The organism is Streptomyces sp. NPDC001292 (assembly GCF_042896465.1).
GTDB lineage: Bacteria > Actinomycetota > Actinomycetes > Streptomycetales > Streptomycetaceae > Streptomyces.
Window position 1 is genome coordinate 25,339 of sequence record NZ_JBIAXG010000053.1, and the last position, 17,841, is coordinate 43,179.

The window sequence follows — 17,841 nt, forward strand, 5'->3', positions numbered from 1 at the left end:
CGGTCGATGCGGTGGAGCTTGAGCGCCTCGAATACGGGCGCGTCGGAGAAGCGGACATGCGGCGTCTCACCTCGCTGTTTCCGCGCGCCGGTCGGTCCGGGCGAACGACCTCGTCTCAGTGCGCGTCCGCCGGGAGCTCAATCCTCCCGGCATACGCCCCCTGGTTCTCCTCACCGACATGCTGCTCGAACGCGATGTCGGCGCCGCCGTACGGGATCAGGAAGCCGAAGTCCAACCGGTGACTCCTGATCCGGTACGTCTTCGCGTCCAGGACCAGTACCTCGTCAAGGCCGGAGAGGGTCAACTGGGCATCCTCGACGGCCACCCCCGCCTTGCGGAGCTGTTCGGCCGTCGGACCGAACTCGCGCTTGGCCTTCTTCGCCCAGGCCCGGTCGGCGACGGCACTCAGCTTCCGCTTGCCGCTCGCGAGGCGGAGTTCCACCGTGCCGTCGTCCTTCCCGGTCACCTTCACGTCTCCCGCGGCGGCCTTCGCGTACGTCCGGAACTCCTCGAGGACCGCGACCGGGTCCTCGACCTTGTTCCGCATCTCCGGGTCGGTGACGGGGGCGTGCTTCCAGGGCGCGTCGCCCTCCTTGAGGTACGCGGTACCGTCGGCGACGTAGATCTCCTCGTTCTTCCTCGTCCCCTTGCCGCTGGTGACGACGCCCTCGGACCGCAGCGCCTCAGGCCTCATCGCGCGCCGGACCGTGGCCCGGTAGGTGGCCGCGTTCTTCTGCCCCTGGAGAGTGAGCCCCTCCTCGCCCTTCACGGAGAAGGTCCAGCCGGACTCCTCGGCCATCGCCTTCTCCGCGAGGTCGAGGAAGTCCGACGGCGACTCGGGCGTCGCGGACGGCTCGGGCGTCGCGGACGACGGGGTCGCCGCGCCGGGGCTGCCTGCCCGGGCCGGCTCCCCCACCTGCGCGCCACACGCGTCCAGCGAGAGCACGAGCGGCAGTACGAGCACGGCGGCGCACCGGAGGCGAGTTCGCATGGACCTTTTCCTTACGTCATGGCGGAGCGGCGCGGACTGTACAGCAATACGCGGCCGCGATCACCCCGACGGTCATTCCGCGCACATCGACGCACTCGACGGCTCATCCTCGGCCTCATGACCCTGAAACCAGTGCGCGTCGAACAACGGCCTCGGCGATCGCGTCATCATCTCACCCGTGCCGACCAGCCCGTGCGTCGGCCGCACTCAGGCCCTGGCGGCGGCGCCGCCGGTTCGCACCACACGGTCTTGCTGCCGGGCCACTGATCCACACCCACCGCAGGCTCAGCGCGTCGAGCAGGGCGAGGCCACGACCGGACTCGTCGCCCTCGGCGACCGTCCGGCACAGGACGGGCAGGGCGCGCGGATCCGGGTCGGTGACCTCGAGTCGCGTACGGTCCCGCGTACAGGACACCCGGACGGTCACGGGGACGCCCTCGCCGAGGTGGCGAATGACGTTGGTGAGGCAGCCGGTTCGGCCGACGCTGAACGGCTTCGCGGTCACGCGCTGGTGACCTCGCTGGTGTGCCTCGCTCCCCTGGGGCTGATGTTCGGCATCGTCGCGCTGGTGCAGATATCCAGGAGCAGGCAGCGGGGCAAGGGGCTCGCGATCGCCGGGCTCTCCGTCTCCGGCGCGGTTCTGCTGCTGGCCGCCCTCGTCGCGGCGACGGCCGACTTCAAGGTGTGGACGATTCCCGGCAGGGACGGCGGGGCTGCCGTTCCGGTGGTCCTGCCGCTGTGGGCGGAGGCGGCCGAGATACCGACGGGCGATGGGGAGCGTACGCCTCCGCCATCGCCCGATGGGAGAACCTCACCCGCCCCGCGCCGCCGCCCACCGACGCTGCCGGACGCCTGCGCGCCGACTTCGTGGAGTGGATGCAGGGCCTGGCCCCTGGCTGGGTGACCGCCACTCCGGGACTCGGCCGACCGGCCCAGCTCACCGCGCTCGCAACAGCGTGGTCCCCCAACATGCCCCCCTCGCCGTGCAGTTGCTGGCACCGCCCCCGGGAGCCGGATCCCGGCCCCGCACGCTGTCTCGTCAGGGCGTGTTGGATGTCCGGTTCGGGTACTCGCTGCACGCGGTGTGTCCACGGGAGACTGCTGTCAGGTAGCGAGCGCGTTCCGCCTCCGTGAGGCGGCGGCCCACGCGGTCGCACAGCTCTTTGATCCAGGTGTTGACCGAGGTGTCCCAGGACAGGACTTCGCCTCCCTCGGTGATGGACCACAGTCTTTTCCCGTCGGGGGAGAAGACGAGGTTGCTCTGCGCACCGTGCCCCTCGGCCCCGCCATACGAACGGGACACCGGTAGGGCGGTGCTGGCGAGTCGATCACCGCTCTCGGTGTCCCACAGCCATACGGTGCCGTCTCCGGTCAGCGTTGCCGCCCACCGGCCGCTGGGGTCCGCCGCGACGACCACGGGTCCTGCACCTTCCGACCGCCACCTCAGCTTGCCCGTCCGCACGTCCCAGCGCTGCAGCACGCGGCCGTCGGTGACGGCGAACAGGGAGTCACTCTTCTCCGACAGCGCCAGGGCGTCGAGCGAGCTGCCGTCGAGGTCCAGCCGGTGCACCCGACGGCCGGACGGGAGTTCGTAGACGTCCACACGGCCGCCAGGAGTCGCCACGGCGGCGAGACCGCCCTTTTCGCCGACCGCCGTCCGGTACTCGGTCAGGCCGGACGTCTTGCGGTCCCTGTCCGTCAGGTGGGGTGCTGTGCGCTCGACCGCCGTCGAGAGCTCCTCCGTCTTGGAACTGTAGAGGAGGACGGAGCCGTCGGAGAGCACGACCACGACACCGCCGTCCGGTCTGGTGGCGATGCGGGGCGGCACGGAGATGGTGTCCGTGCTGGCGGGCAAGGCGAAGACCCGCCTCCCGAGCAGGATTTCCTCTCTCCATGTCCAGGCCTCCACCGCCTTCTGTGAGGCGGCGTACAGAGTGTCGCCGTTCTGCGCGAAAGCGAGCCCCTCGTAGAACGTCTGCCCTCCTGCGCTCATGACCTTGCCCTTCGGGGGCCGCAGTTCCAGCGTGGACGGGACATCGGGGTCCCACTCGTGGCTCCACGCGATGTGCCCGTCCGGTGTCATGGCGAGCGGAAGCCGGGACGGGATCATCGCACCGTCGGGCACAGAGACGCCGAGCCGGTGCATGGTGGGCGCCGTCTTCCCCAGGGACCACAGGGCAACAGTGCTGCCGTCGGCTGAGGCCAGGCGGTCGCCCGCCCCCGGCGAAAAGGCGAGCACCGACGGTGTCTCGACTCCGGGGAGCGTCTCGATGACCGTCCTCTCCGGATCTCCCTGTGCCGTGGCCAGGAGGAGGCCCTGGCTCGTGCCCACCGCCACCCGGTCGCCGTCGGAGATGGCCAGACTTGACGACTGCTTGCCGGAAAGGACCGGCTGGGCTCCGCAGCCGTTTTCTCCAGAGGTGTCCCCCGGGAACTGTCCCTGGAGCAGTTGCGTGACCGACTCCAACTCCACGCTCCCGAATCTGGAATATCCGAAGCAGTTCCCGTTCGGCGACGCGGCGGAGACGTAGCCCTCGTGGGTATACAGGCTGTCGTCGGACGACTTGATCCTGCGGAGCCTGTCGTCGTACACGCGCCAGCCCTCGGCTGTGACCACGGCCAGTTCGCGCCCCTTGTTTCGAAAGGCGAGGTTCAGTACGCCGGCACGCAGGGCGGTGACGACCTGTGCGTACGGTTCGTCGGTCCCGGCCCGGTAGAGCCTGAGCGTTCCGCCACCGTTGGCCGCCAGGTCGTGGCTGGACGGGCGGAACGCAACCGCGTCCACCGGACCATTCCCGGCAGACAGCTGACGCGTATCACCGGCGTGCAGGTCGTGCATGACGGTCTCACCCGAGCCGGTGCCGATGGCCAGTAGCTGGTCGTCGTCGCTGAACTCCAGTGCGCTGACCTCGCCCTTGACGGAGACGCGCCCTACCTTGCGTGTGCCGTCGGACGTCCAGACGGTAACCAAGCCCTTGTCGGTGCCGGCGGCGACGTAGCGGGGCGAGGTGGTGAGGGCCAGGGCGGTCACGGTTCCCTCGCCTCGCACGAAGCGGACCAGGCGGGGGCTGTGGGTCGTCAGCTGAGACAGCGCCGACAGGGTCTCCGGGGTTTCTTGCACCTGATATGCCTGGAGGGCCAGGAGGGAGGCCACCTCCAGGTCGTCATCTCTCAGGTTCAGCGCGGTGGCTGCCAGTTCGCGGGCGGTCGCGAGACGGGCCTGGTCCTGCGCAGTGTTCCGCTGTACGAGGGCGATCACCGTCGCAGCGATGAGCGCTATGCCCAGTATGATCGCCAGCCCCTGCATGATCCAGCGGAAGTTCCGTAACTTGCGGCGCTGGGATACGTCCTCGCCGATCAGCTCGTCCTTGGGACGATCGTGCAGGGTTGCCGCAAGGTCGGCCACGCAGTCCTGGAACCGCGGGTCGCGTGGGTCGTCCGGCTGGTCCTCGCCCATCCAGCGCAGATCCAGCCAACGCGGTTCCTCGGGGAAGTAAGCCCGAAGAGCGCGGGGGAGACAGGTGGTCCGGTCCCAGTCGAAGTCCCCCGCCGCGCGGTCCCAGTGGAGCTCGCCTCCCGTGACGACGAGCAACAGCTTGCTCGTCCGGGGCCCCTGCCGCCACCAGGAGATCTCCTTGTTCACCCAGTGAGACTGCGCGGACTCGGGTGATGCCAGCAGGATGAGGTACTCGGATTCGCCGAGCGCCTGCTCCAACCTGCTCCAGAGACCCGGATCGGCCGACAAGGCGGCATTGTCGAGAAAGATTCGGAGTGCCCGTACCCGCTTCCATGGCCTTGCGAAGCGGTGCAGGGCGTGTCGCAGTTGCCGGGCCCGGTGACTGTCCGCTCTGCTGCTGTACGAGATGAATGCCGCGTAGCCCATCGGGAGCCTCTCCCGCCCTTCCGCACGGATCGTCGGACGCCATCCCGCCATTGTTGTCGAGCACGTGTCAATCTGGCAGCAGTAATCAAGCACGGCCGAGTCACCTCGTGCCGAATGCAGGATTCCGTGCCTACACCCGGCACCAAGGCGACCGTGACCTGCGACGCCGACTCAGTAGCGCGTTTATTTGCAGGACTGCGGTAGTTCGCTACGCTGCGGGGTGAACTCCTGCCACTCGCGCGCCGTCAAGCCACCCTCCGCGATCCGGCACAGGGCGGTGCGCCAGTGCTCGGGATTCAGATCCCACAGGGTCGTTCCCTCGGATGTGACGACGGCCGCTTGATCTCCGGATCGGCTGCCGGCGACCGCCAGAGGGGTCCCGCTGTCCCAGGGGGATGTCCACGTGGGTGCGGGCCCGCCGCGGTCGACGTAATGGAAGGTGACGCTCTCGGGGGCGAACGACGCCAGCCGGGTAGCAGCGCCGTCCGCCACCCAGCCCTGGGAGCTGGCCGGCCAGTTGCCTGGAACGACCGACTTCCGCCGCCCAGTCCGGGGATCCCACAGCTCCATTCCGCTGGATTTCTCACCGTCCCTCTCGGTGCCATCGGCCGTGAACTTCCAGTGGACCACGTAGAGAATCAGTGTCGAACCGTCAGGGCTCATCGCGATGTCTGCGACGTGGGCGTCGGGAAGGCGCAGCTGGACCGGTGCGGAGAGTTGCCCCTTCTCGCCGGGTTGCCGGACCTCGACCACGGCCTCGGGGGTCCTGGGGGCCTCGTAGCCGCTGACGGTCAGGGTTGCCAGGCGACGGCCGTGAGGATCTGCCGTGAGCGTCCCTTCGCCCTTCAGGAACGAGCCCGGCCGGCCGTCCCGGCTGACCAGCCGCACTCCCTTGTCCGTGGCCACCGCCAGCGTGCCGGAAGACAACTCGGCGACGCTGTGCAGCTCCCGGGCCCCGAGCCGATCGGCCGTCGTCTGCCACACCGGAGTCAGGGGCTCGCGGCGCCAGTGGACGAGGCGGTATGCATCTCCTGACACACCGATGGTCGTCAGGCGGTGCCCGTCTGGAGAGAAGGCCAGGTCCAGCCAGTCAGTGCCCCGCCCCTCGCCAGGTGAAGAACGGTCGACAGGTTTCAGACGCTTCGGGTCGTAGACGGCGATGCGGTCCTGTTCGAGGACGCCGAGTCGGCCCGCGTCGTCCCACTCCACCTGGGAGGCAGAGGCGCCCCAGGGGAGTCGGCGAAACCTGTTGTCGTGCCCGGGAGTCGTCAGAGCAAGCTGCTGTTCGTCTGTGGACAGCACCCGCCTGCCGTCGCTGCCGATGGCCAGGGCACGGATGCTCTTCGCGTGTCGGAACAGCTCGGTGTGCGAACCGGACCTCAGATCCAGGGCAAACACCCGGCCGTCGGCGCAGCCGACAACCGCAGTACGGTTGTCCGCTGCGGCCTTCAGGTCGTAGACGTCGCATTCGGCAGGCAACGACGCTCTGCCGTGACTCGACCCGTTCCTGGTGTCGACGAATTCCACACGGGTGTCTTGTACGGCCGCGATACGGCTGCTGTCCGGGGAGAACGCGGTCGGCGTGCCGGGGAGAGCGATCGCCTCGCCCTTCGGCAACCACTGCCGACGTCGAACGTCCCACGTGCGGAGGGTCGCGCGGTCACTGTCGATGTTCGTCGCCAGGGCAAGCACCCATCGGCCATCGGCGGAGAATGCGACGTCGTCGATCCTCAGCCGAGGGCCGAGAGGCGGCGCCGTGGTGACCGACCCTCGCTCGGGATCCCACAATTCCAGGCCGTTGCCGCCGACGGGCTCCGCCAACACGGGGCCTTCGTCTGCGGTGTCGATGCCGCCGGACGCCGCAATCAGGGATGCGTCCGCCGCGATGGCGAAAGTGGACCCGATCCTGTCGGTGTGCGGTCCTTCCCGGCCGCCCTCGGCGAGGTTCCAGCTCCGCATTCCGTGGCCTATCTGCGAGGCGAACAGCCATCGCCCGTCGGGGCTGAAGACCAGCTGGTCGATGTCGCCCCAGCCTTCCCCGCCGGCACCCGGTGGGACGTCCTCGGAAACCGGTGCGGTCAGCAGGAGCGTTCGACGCGACGGGTCCGCGTCCCAGACCTCGATGGTCGAGCCGTCATGCCCGCTGAATGCGAAGAGGTTGTCCGGGCCGACCGCTGCGGCGGTGAAGGAGACCGTCCCGTCCACCTGGTGGTCCCGGATCAACTGGACGTGCCGCATCTGGTCCATGCGCTGGATCATGGCGGTCGTGGACTCTGGAGTCGGCTGCATGGCGTAGGCGGCGACGGCGAGCCGGGCCGCCAGCACGGGGTCCTCTACGGCCTCTTCACTCGAGCGCTTCGACAAGGCCTCGGCAAGCTTCAGGCGTTCCTGTGCATTCGCGTCACTCCGGGCCTCCCCCCAGGCCAGCAGGCTCCACGTCAGTGCCAGAACCAGGCCGAAGGCGACGGTGAGCTTTCCACGGCGTCGCCATCGCTCTTCCCTGAGCAGGACCTCGGGCCTCTCGTCATACAAAGGCGCCGCCAGCTGGCAGACGGCGACGCGGCCGGACCACCAGCGGAGAGCGAGTGCGGGGTGGAGGCGCCACCAGCGCTTAAAGCGCCGCAGGTCGACCCATTTCGGTTCCTTCTTGTAGAATCCCCTCAGAGCGGGCGGAACGGCGTTGGAACCGACGCGGAAGTCCCCGGCCTCCGCATCCCATGTCAACTGCCCACCGGTCTGGGCGATCAATATGGGACGGCTGGCGTCGTGCTCACGCCACCATTCGATCTCCTGGTTCGGCCATGGCTGGGTGGCTGCCTGAGGAGAGGCGAGCAGGATCAGATACCGGGACCTGTCCAGAGCCCGCTTCACTTCATCGGGAAGCTCCCCGGTAGCCGGCAGGGACCGCTGGTCGAGGTAGACGCGGAGCTGCGGCCGCTTACGGCGTCGGCCGACCCTGATCACCCCAGCGCCGACACTCCGTAGCCTCCCGCGTAGCGACGGCGCGAGGCGGCGGTCCGCCTTGTTGGCGTATGAGATGAAGGCGTCGTAATGCTCGTGGTCGTCGTGGTCCTCGGACCGGTCGGACTTCCCGAGCCCCACACGCCATCTCACGCAGTCCCCCTCCGACGCTCGAAATCCGGTTCTTCCCCACCTTGTTGTCCGCCACACGAAGATCGCCTCTGATGGCTCCGAGCACAGGTGACTACGGATGAGAACGAGCGACGGGTGATTGGGACGCGGTCAGGCGGTGGCGGAGCGTTGTGCTGTGTCCTGTTCAGGGACGCCTCCCAAGTGGCGGGCCTTGTGCCAGGCGGATCTGCGCAGATGACGTTCGGGGTCTCGGATGCCCGCGATCTCACCCAGGCCGATGATGTACGGCCGCAGATTGCACTGGAGTTCGCGCAAGGCCTGCCGGAACTCCGCATTACCGGGCCAGGCCGACTCGTCCTCGTCGGGGTGGGCCTCCTCGAAGGCACGCAGCCGGGGATGCCAGGTGGCCAGGAAGGGCGCGAGTTCGAAGTTGAGGATGTCCAAGACGAGTTCATGGACGGAGTCGCCGTTCGCCGGGGGAGGCGGAGCGCTGCCGGACTCCAGCGGCTCGCGGTACAGGTCGAACAGCGTCTTGAGGGACGTGAGGGCTTCGCGCAGATTGCCGCTTCCGTCGTCCAACGGACGGGTTGCCACACGCGTCGCGGCCTGAAAGAACATGCGCAGCGCCGCCTGCCGCATGTCCGTGTTCGCCTTGAACGTCATCTCGCTGCCCGGGAGGACGAGCCGCACCTCGGTCAACTGGACCGACCTGCGGTAGACATCGGTGCCGAGTACCAGGGCGACGCCGACCACACCGCCGACCGCGACGGAGAGCAACTGGCCTCCCGTCTGGCTGATGGAGTACGCGGCGACGCCGATGACTGCACCGACTGCCGCAGCCAGCACCGCCCGCCCCGCCGTGCGTATCGCAGTAGCGATGGTCCACCCCCGACGCGCCGTCACCTCTTGTGTCCTTTCCCCGGATCTCGCATTGTACGGACACCTATCTGTGCTGGTGGGGACCTACCGAGTCAGGTGCTCTGGCGCAGTCGCCCCAGCCCGCGGCTTGCCAGGGCGGCGATCTCCTGGGGGTAGTGGGAACCGGCCAGCTGCTGGTTCTCCTCGTCGGTCAGGCCGTTGTGCAGGCCCGTCCACGTGGGAGCGTCAGTGAGTGCCCGAAGCCGCTCCAGGCCGTCGAGGAAGCGGGGATCGGGCGGGGTGGCGTCCGAGGGATGGGGTACCTCTGGTACACCGGTGAGGCCGAGCGTCTTGGCAATCTCGGAAGTGACTCCGCCGTAGCCAGCCGCGAGATAGACGGGCAGCCCGGCTTCCAAGGCCAGCAGAGCTTCTTCCACGAGCCCCGGCAGGGACCCGAGGAACCCTCCCCGCTTGCCGCCGAGGAGCAGGTGCGCGTCCACATGACGCATGACGTAGCGACGCATGCCGGTGAGCGCGCGGTGCCTGATCTCGGGGTCGGTCGCGGGCACAGGGGCCTCGCCCCGGTCGGCGGCGGGGTCGACCGGTTCGCCATCGACGCTGAGGCAGACGATCTCGCCATAGCGTCCGAATTGTTCTCGATGGAGATCGAGTTCCGACAGCGGCAGTCTGCGGTGCTCGGTCCAGGCGAGGCAGTTGAGCAACGGGCGGGACGAGGGCGCGTACGTCCGCATCTGCTCGATCAAGAAGAGGGTGTAGCCGTCTTGCCGCAGGTTTCCTCCGTAGGCCAGCTTGCCGCCCGCCGTCACGACGAGCTGCGCAAGTTCACCCAGGACCGTGCGGAACTGGATTTCGGCCAGGCCCAGTCTGTCCAGGTCTGCACTGGTCGCGACCGAGATACCGATCCGCATTCCCTTCAGGGCATCGGTCGGCAGTACGTCGGACATGTACGTCCCTCCGTTCTCGCGCATACGGTCCCGGTCCAGGGCGACGAACTGCTGAGGGGTCATGGACTCGAAGACCAGCCCCCTCAATGACGCGACATCCCGCAGCTGCGCGGCCTCGGTCGGCCGGACCGGGGCGCCGGCGTGCAGGACGCTGAACCGGTGGGTCGTAGACGGGGCTGTGGCGGTCTGTGTGTGTTTCTTCAGTTCTGCCGTGAGCGTTTCCGCTTCCGGCGGGTGGAAACTCATCCGGGTCGTCGACTCGTCAATGTACCGGCGCAGGGACGTGCTCTGGTGCCGCCACAGAGCGTACGACAGGTAGTCGTCCACCAGGAGGTTCACCCCCCGGAAAACGTCCGGCTCCGACCAGCCACCCTCCAGCATGCACACGCGTACCCGGCGCGCGTTCCCGGCGAGCGACGAGGCTCGCTCCTCGCCGTGGGTGAGGGCGTCGAGCATGACAATGGGAATCCCCTCCCGTTTGGCGGTCCACAGTTCCTCCAGACACCAGTGACGGGTGGAGTACAGGTCGGTGACGACGGCCAGGAAGGCGCCGCGCCCGGCGTTCTCGTAGAGCCGCTGGGCGAAGTCCTCGCCCGGCTGGAGGGAGACGGCGTCCAGGAAGGCGTGCACACGTGTGCGTCCGATGACGGACATGACGAGGTCGACGAGGGCGCCGGGGCCGACCGGGTCGTCGGGGGTTCGTGTCTGTCGGGTGTGGCTGACGAACACCTGGAGCCGACCGTCCTGATCCGCGGCGACGAGCTGTGCGATGCCCTGCGCCAGCTCGCGGCAGAGCGCCTGCGACCACGGTTCGGGCGCAGCTCCCTCCGGCGTGCGGGGCACGCCGATCCGCTGCTGAGGGAAGAGACTCTCGAGCGCCGTGGGTCTGTCACCCGGCTTGACCGTGGACACAGGGAACACGCCCACATGACGTGGACTGTCCGCCCACGCGTCCGCAATGGCCCGGGCGTATGCGTGCCACGGGCCCGAGGTGTCCTCCGCGGCGACGATCCACTCGTCGTCGAGCACCGGGACGACCACGGTGAAGTGTCCCCGCTCGGGTCTTCGGGAGCCCGGCCCTCCCGGGAACGGTATGGACCGGGGGATGTCACCCGGCCCACGGAACCCCGCCGACCGGATGTAGGTCTCCACGGGGTTGCTGATCAGGCCGGTGCCGACTCCGCCGCGGAAGTGCGCGCTCACCCGTTCCGCGATCTTCGGGCCCGACCGGTCTCCCGGATGCCACACGACGTAGATCTCGACGACGGGCGCGAGCACCTGAGTCCCCTTCCTGTCAGGCCGTACGGCAACGATGCCTGGTGAGGGGAGAGTTGGCCAACAAGACGCCCGCTCCGGTTCCGTCGGATCGCTGTGGCCGCCAGGTTTCCCTCACCCGGATAAGGGAACAGAACGTACAACATGTGACCGATGGCCACTTGGTACGGACGCCGCGGGGGAGCGGACGAGCGGATGAGCGGACAGTGGGGTCGCCCTGTCTTGGGTGACCAGTGAGTCGCAGGCGCGGCGAGGAAATCGAAGGCCGGGGAGTCGCATACGACGCCTTCATCTCCTACAGCCATGCCTGGGACAAGGACGTCGCGAAAGCCTTCCAGAGCGCGTTGCAGGGCTTCGACCGTCCTTGGTACAGGCCGAGAAACCTGAAGCTGTTCCGTGACGAGACCAACCTCGCGGCAAGTCCCCATTTGTGGCGGGAGATCGAGCGGGGGCTGACCCGGTCCCGGTGGCTCGTGGTGATGGCGTGCCCTTCGGCCGCAGTGTCTCCGTGGGTGAGGCGGGAGATCCGCTGGTGGCTCACGCACCGGTCGGCGGACACCCTGCTCATCGGGTGGACCGACGGCACGTTGGCCTGGGACTCCGGTCGGGCGTCGTTCGACTGGTCGCTGACCGACGCTCTGCCGCAGGAGGAGATGGCCCAGGCCTTCGGTGAGGAGCCTCGCTGGGTCGACCTGCGCTGGTTGCGCAGCCCGGAGCAGGCCAGTTCGGACCCGCGGCTGATCGAGTGCATGGCGGAGTTCGTCGCGCCCCTGACGGGCAAGTCGAAGGACGAGCTGATCGGCGACCATGTGCGCCAGCGCCGTCGGACCCGCCACTGGGTGCAGGCCACGGTCGCTGTGCTCACGACGCTGCTTCTCCTCGCCGCGGCCGGCGGAATCACCGCCTACAACCAGCGCAACAGCGCCCGCGCCCAGACCCTGGTCGCGCAGTCCCGGCAACTCGTCGCCGAGGCGTCGTCGATCAGAGACAGCCAGCCCGATCTGGCACGCCAACTGATGGTGCAGGCCTACCGACTCGCGCCCACGGCCGAAGCGATCGGGGCGCTCGTCGAGAGCTACTCGATGCCCCGGGTCATCCGCGGGCGCGGCATCGTCCAGGCGGCCGCGTACAGCAGCCGAGGACTGCTGGCCGTGGCCGACGACGACGTCCGCCTGTTCGACCCCGCCCGCGGCACAGCGCCGGTCTCCCTGGACTCCACGAAGCGCCCGGTGACCGCGGTTGCCTTCAGCGCGGACGGCAGGCTGCTGGCGCTCGGCGGTGCAGGCGGCGAGGTGCGGCTGCTGGACGTGACGGACGGCAGCCGCCCCAAGCCCCTGGGGTCGGCCGCGGCGGCCGGCCGCACGGAGGTCCTCGTTCTCGTCTTCGCCTCCGGCGGGCGGCTGTTCGCCATGACGGAGAAGGGCGGTGCCGTCCTCAACATTCAGGACCCCGCGCGTCCGAGGTCCCTCACCTCCCTGCCCGCCCGCGTGGTCGCGGCGAGTCCGAGGGGCGATCTGATCGCCACAGAGGAGGGGACGGGGCAAGGAGAGCAAGGAGCACGTCTGCGGTTGTGGAGCGTGTCCGACTCGGCTCGGCTGAGCCAGGTCGCCGCTCTCACCTCACCCCCTGGCGCCTTTTACACAGCGCCGCAGCACGTGGTGTTCAGCCCGAACGGCCAGGCCCTCGCCTTCGCCGGCGGGGACAGCCGGGTGCTTCTGTGGGACATCGCGGACCCCGCCCGTCCGGTCGCTCGACCGGATCTGTACGCGCAGAGCCGCGACGGCATCCTCGCGGTGGCGTTCTCCCCTGACGCGACCACCCTGGCCACCGGGGACAGCGACGGCACGGTCACGCTGTGGGATGTGTCCGATCCCCTTCGCCCCCGTTCCGGCGCCCGGCTGAGCGGCCACACGATGGCGGTGGGCAGCCTGTCCTTCAGCCCGGATGGGCACACCTTGGCCTCTGCCGACACCGACGACACCACGGGCACCGGCGCCGGCAAGGGCACCGTACGGCTGTGGACCGTCTCGGGAAGCGAGCGGACCTCCGCAGCCGCCATGCTGCCGACCGAGGGGAGCTTCCCGCCTTCCTTCAGTCCGGACAGTCGCCTGCTGGCCACCGGCGGCAACCCGACCACGGTGTGGCGAGTGGACGGCACACGTCCGCCGCGTCTCCTGGCCACCCTGGAGACGTTCAACGCCGGCGGCCAGGCCGCGGCCTTCGGCGCCGCCGGGCACACCCTGTTCTCCGGCCTACCGGTGCGGGCATGGGACATGACCGACCCGGCGAACCCGCGCGACCTGGCCCCGGAAGCGACCCGCACGAACGGAGCGAAGAGCTTCAGCGTGAACCCCGTTCTTCCCCTGGCGGCCGCAGGCGCGGGGGGCGAGGCGGTCCAGCTGTGGGACATCAGCAGGAGGACGCGGCCCACCCTGCTCGGCACACTCGGCGAGTCCCGCACCGAACACCAGGCCGTCGCGTTCAGCCCGGACGGCGCGCTGCTCGCGGCACCCACCCAAGAGGGCGGCGTACGGCTCTGGCGGGTCGCACAGCACAGCCGGCCCACGCCTGCCGGAGACCTCTCGGCGGCAGACGGGAAGGCCACCGCGCTGGCCTTCAGCCCGCGCGACCGCACACTGCTCGTCGGCGACGACACCGGGAGGATCACCACGTGGGACGTCTCGCGTCCCGACCGGCCGGTGCGCAAGGGCAACTCCACCCGGCACACCGGTGAGGTCAGGGGACTCGCCTTCCATCCGGGCGGAGAGCTCGCGGCCACCGCCGGCCTGGACGGCCGTATCCGCCTGTGGGACCTCGGCGACCCGGCCCGCCCCGTCGAGGTGGCCTCGCTGAGCGGCGGCGGTCTCTACCCTTTCGCGACCGTGGGCTTCAGACCGGACGGACGACTGCTGGCCGTCAGCGGTGACGGAGGCCTGCGGCTGTGGACGGTGGACCGGACCGGCATCGCCCAGCGTCTGTGTGCGGAGTCCCCCCGCATCACCCGCAACCAGTGGATGCAGTACCTCCCGAACCGGCCCTACGACCCACCCTGCGCCTGACACAGGAGACGGAGGACAACGTGGCAACCGCCTTACGGCGCATCACCCCGCTCACCGCATTCCTGACGATTCTGCTGACCACCAGTGCGTGCGACACACCGAGCCCCGCTCCCCCTGTCAAGCCGTCGGCTCAGGGGACCGTCGCCACCGACGCCGAGCCCTCGGACGCCTCTGCCACGACGTCGTCGGCCAGCCCCGAGGTCGTCGGACCGGCGCCGGCGGATCTGCACGATGTGGACTGGGCGAACACCCCCGTCTCGGGCGAGTTCTGTGGCGTGCCGGGGCTCGTGCGGTTCGATACCAAGGGCGAGGCCAGGGCCACATCCACAGTATGGGGACCGGTGCGTATCCGTAGCGGGACGGAAGTCCTCTACGGCGACACCGACGGCGACAACCGCGACGAGGCCGTCGTCTACGTCGGCTGCGACGACAACGGCCGTACCCAGAACACCCAGATCGCTGCCGGTTACGTGGTGTACGGGCACGCGGGGAAGAACCTCGTCGTCATCGGTTCGATCACCCCGCGGCAGAAGGGCGGGACGTACCCCACGGCACTCGCGGGGGCGGAGTTCGCGCCGGGCCGGATCATCGTGCACGAAAAGTGGTACCGCGCCAACGACCCGCACTGCTGCCCCACCGGTGACGCCACCACCGTCTGGACCCGTGAGGGCAGCGGGCTGATCCCGGGCGATCCCCGCATCACCTCATGAGGGCAGGACGTGAGGAGACAGAGGGCCACTACGACGTCTTCATCTCGTACAGCCAGAATCTGGACCGCGAGGTCGCGACCGTCTTCCAGCGGGGCATGGAGAACTTCGGGCGCCCCTGGTACCGGCCGGTGCAGTTGCGGGTGTTCCGTGACACGACGCATCTCAGCGCCAGCCGCAATCTGCAGGAGGAGATTGAGAAGGCCCTGGCGCGTTCGAGCTGGCTCATCGTGATGGCCTCTCCGCTGGCCGCGGAATCCCCCTGGGTCCGTGCCGAGATCGACTGGTGGGTGGCGAACAAGCGCGGCGAGCGGATGCTCCTCGCATGGACCGACGGCACGCTGGAGTGGAGCCGGGAGGCGGAGGACTTCGACTGGTCCCGGACGGACGCCCTGCCGCGTGAACAGATGCAGACGTCTCTGGCCGCCACGCCCGGATGCCCCCGGTGGGTGGACCTCCGATGGCTACGCGCCCAGATCGACGAGCACGGCTCGGTGCCCGTCAACGACCCCCGGCTGGTGGCGGACGTCGCGGAGTTCGTCGCCCCGGTCCAGGGCCGGTCGAAGGCCGAGCTGATCGGACACCACCTCCGGCTCAAGCGCCGCAGGAACCGACTGGTCGCGGCCACGGTCTCCGTGCTCTGCGCGCTGCTGGCGACGGCCACGGCGTTCGGCCTGGTGGCCAACCAGCAGCGCAACGTCGCGACCGAACGTCAACTGGCAGCAGAATCACGGCAATTGGTCGCCGAGGCCGCCTCCATCCAGGACACCCGCCCCGATCTGGCCCGGCAACTCCTAGTCGAGGCCTACCGCCTGTCACACACCGAGCAGGCGGTCGGGGCGCTGCTGGGCAGCGGGGCCGTCCCCCGCCTCCTGAGAGGCGACGGCTTTTCCCGTGCCGTCGCCTTCAGTCCGAGCGGCCAGTTGATGGCCGTGGGCTTCGACGGTGGGGTGACGCTCTACGACAGGGGGACGGGGGAAGCCGTCTCCACCCTGCCCGGGCACAGTGTGAGGGCGGTCGCGTTCCACGCGGACGGCAGGCTTCTCGCCGAGGGAGACTTCGACGGGCGGGTACGCCTGTGGGACCTGACGAGCACGACCGAGCCGAGGCTCCTGGGGACCGTCAAGCCCGACGGCGGAGTACAGAACCTGGCGTTCGCAGAACCGGCGCCCCTGCTTGTGGTGGGCACCGGATCGCAGGTCGTCCTCTTCGACATCCGTGACCCGAGCCACCCCAAGGCGGCCAAGACCTCGTCCGATATGGGGGCGGGTCTCGGGTGGGGGGCCGACGTGAGTCCGGACGGAGAACTGATCGCGACAGGCGCGGGGAGCGACCGGGTACGGCTCATGCGGCTGTCCCGGTCCGGGAGAATATCGCCCCTCAGCTCCTTCTCGACACCCGTCTCCCTGCTGGCCTTCAGCCCCGGCGGCCACCTCCTTGCCACCGTCGGTAATGACTACACCGCACGCCTGTGGGACGTCGCCGATCCCCGACGCCCGGAACTTCGCTCGGTACTCAACGGCCACAACGAGGACATCTGGTCGATAGCCTTCGCGCACGACGGGAAAACGCTGGCCACCGGGGCGATGGACGGCACCATCCAGCTGTGGGACATCTCCGACCCCGTCCGCCCCAGGCAGGGCACACGTCTGTCCGGCCACACGGCGTACGTCGGCTCCCTCGCGTTCGCCCCGGACGGCCGCACCCTCGCGTCCGCGGCACCGGACGGCGCCGTGCGTCTGTGGAACGTCCATGGCCCGCAGACCTCGTCGGCCTTCGTGTCCCTCCCTTCCGGCGACCTGTCCCCCCAGCCCTTCGACCCGAAGGGCCGGTTCGTCGTCGCCGGTCGGCCCAGCACCATCTGGCAGGTGCGCGAGGTTCCGGAACCGCAGCGCCTGGCCACGCTTCCCACCTACAACCGCGGTGGTCAGCGCGTCTCCTTCAGCCCGGACGGCCACACCCTCGCGACCGGTGTACCGCTCCGATTCTGGGAGGTGAGCGACCTCTCACGACCACGCGAAAGAGGCGGCTCCCAGGAGGTGGAGGACTCGACGACCGTGGTGTACGGGCCCGACGGTTCGGTGCTCGCCGCCGCCGAGCCGCTCGGGCCGGTTCGCCTGTGGGAGGTGAGCGACCCGGCGCATCCCCGGATCCTGGGCACACTGTCCGGTTCTGGGGCTGTCTCGATGTTCACGGGGACCGCGCCCGTCGCCTTCGCTGGGAAGCGTGGCCTCTTGGCCGCCGTCCGCAAGGACCGCGAGGCCGTCCAACTGTGGGACGTTAGTCGCCCGGACCGGTTTGTGAACACTGATGTGATCCCGATGGAGTCGGCAACGGCCGTTTCCCTCGCCACGAGCTCCGACGGTCGCACACTCTTCGTCGGGGACTCACGGGGAACGGTGACGGTCTGGAACATCACGGACCCGCACCGGCCGAGGAGACTCGGCGAGACAGAGCGGCACTCGGGGGAGGTGACTCATCTCGCGGTGCACCCTACGCGGGACCTGCTGGCCAGCGCGGACCAGTACGGGGCCGTCAGGCTGTGGGACGTGAGCGAGCCTGCCGTCCCCCGGGAGACGGCCCTGCTCGCAGCCATCGGTTCCTTTACCCCGACCGGACTCGCGTTCAGCCCTGACGGAGGGCTCATCGCAGTCTCGACGGACGACACCACGTTGATGTGGCACACGGACGTCGGCGCTCTCCTCCGGCAACTGTGTGCCGAGTCCGCCCCCATCACCGAATCCCAGTGGAAGCAGTACCTCCCCGACCGTTCCTACGACCCCCCATGCGCCTAGCCCGCGCCCAGCCCCACTTCCAGACGACTGGCAGTACTGCCGGGAGGACCCCATGCAGCGCTCTTCGGCCGCCTTGTGTACGGCAGCACTCGTTCTCGCACTCGGCGCGGGGTGCTCGTCTCCCACCCCCGATCCCCGAGTCCCCCAGGCCTCCCCGCCCTCACGCGGCGCGGCTGCCGAGCCCTCACGCAGCGAGGTTTCCGAGCCCTCGCCCG

The 17,841-nt window shown here is 69.3% G+C and carries 9 protein-coding genes and 1 pseudogene; 4 read left to right on the forward strand and 6 right to left on the reverse strand.

The window, feature by feature from the left end; all coding sequences use genetic code 11:
- Nucleotides 1-115: 115 nt before the first annotated feature.
- Both ACFY4A_RS36235 and ACFY4A_RS36240 read right to left on the reverse strand, forming a co-directional pair.
- Complete coding sequence (locus ACFY4A_RS36235; RefSeq protein WP_390833568.1) at nucleotides 116-991, reverse strand: hypothetical protein; 876 nt, start codon at nucleotides 989-991, stop codon at nucleotides 116-118.
- A gap of 167 nt (nucleotides 992-1,158) precedes the next feature.
- A pseudogene (locus ACFY4A_RS36240) lies at nucleotides 1,159-1,565 on the reverse strand (ATP-binding protein).
- Here ACFY4A_RS36240 and ACFY4A_RS36245 point away from each other — a divergent pair.
- Entirely contained in the window at nucleotides 1,503-1,895 is a 393-nt protein-coding gene (locus ACFY4A_RS36245; RefSeq protein ID WP_390833569.1) for a DUF4190 domain-containing protein, read from the forward strand. The pseudogene ACFY4A_RS36240 and the gene ACFY4A_RS36245 overlap by 63 nt on opposite strands.
- Before the next feature lie 135 nt (nucleotides 1,896-2,030).
- On the opposite strand, the gene ACFY4A_RS36250 is transcribed toward ACFY4A_RS36245, so the two are convergent.
- From ACFY4A_RS36250 to ACFY4A_RS36265, 4 genes are all read right to left on the reverse strand, one after another.
- On the reverse strand, nucleotides 2,031-4,925 hold the full coding sequence (locus ACFY4A_RS36250; RefSeq protein WP_390833570.1) for a toll/interleukin-1 receptor domain-containing protein: 2,895 nt from the start codon (nucleotides 4,923-4,925) through the stop codon (nucleotides 2,031-2,033).
- Between the two features lie 132 nt (nucleotides 4,926-5,057).
- Entirely contained in the window at nucleotides 5,058-7,988 is a 2,931-nt protein-coding gene (locus tag ACFY4A_RS36255) for a toll/interleukin-1 receptor domain-containing protein (RefSeq protein ID WP_390833571.1), read from the reverse strand.
- A 129-nt stretch (nucleotides 7,989-8,117) separates the two neighbouring features.
- Nucleotides 8,118-8,870, reverse strand: a complete 753-nt coding sequence (locus ACFY4A_RS36260; protein WP_390833572.1) for a hypothetical protein — start codon at nucleotides 8,868-8,870, stop codon at nucleotides 8,118-8,120.
- Between the two features lie 68 nt (nucleotides 8,871-8,938).
- Nucleotides 8,939-11,068, reverse strand: coding sequence for a hypothetical protein (locus tag ACFY4A_RS36265; protein ID WP_390833573.1), 2,130 nt, complete (start codon nucleotides 11,066-11,068; stop codon nucleotides 8,939-8,941).
- Between the two features lie 230 nt (nucleotides 11,069-11,298).
- On the opposite strand from ACFY4A_RS36265, the gene ACFY4A_RS36270 reads away from it, so the two are divergent.
- The 3 genes from ACFY4A_RS36270 to ACFY4A_RS36280 are packed head-to-tail and all read left to right on the forward strand — an operon-like array spanning nucleotide 11,299 to nucleotide 17,626.
- Nucleotides 11,299-14,124 carry a TIR domain-containing protein gene (locus tag ACFY4A_RS36270; protein ID WP_390833574.1) on the forward strand — a complete coding sequence of 942 codons (2,826 nt, stop codon included), beginning with the start codon at nucleotides 11,299-11,301 and terminating at the stop codon, nucleotides 14,122-14,124.
- A 20-nt stretch (nucleotides 14,125-14,144) separates the two neighbouring features.
- On the forward strand, nucleotides 14,145-14,834 hold the full coding sequence (locus ACFY4A_RS36275; protein WP_390833575.1) for a hypothetical protein: 690 nt from the start codon (nucleotides 14,145-14,147) through the stop codon (nucleotides 14,832-14,834).
- Nucleotides 14,831-17,626, forward strand: a complete 2,796-nt coding sequence (locus ACFY4A_RS36280) for a TIR domain-containing protein (RefSeq protein WP_390833576.1) — start codon at nucleotides 14,831-14,833, stop codon at nucleotides 17,624-17,626. Before ACFY4A_RS36275 ends, ACFY4A_RS36280 begins: the two co-directional genes overlap by 4 nt.
- Nucleotides 17,627-17,841 lie beyond the last annotated feature (215 nt).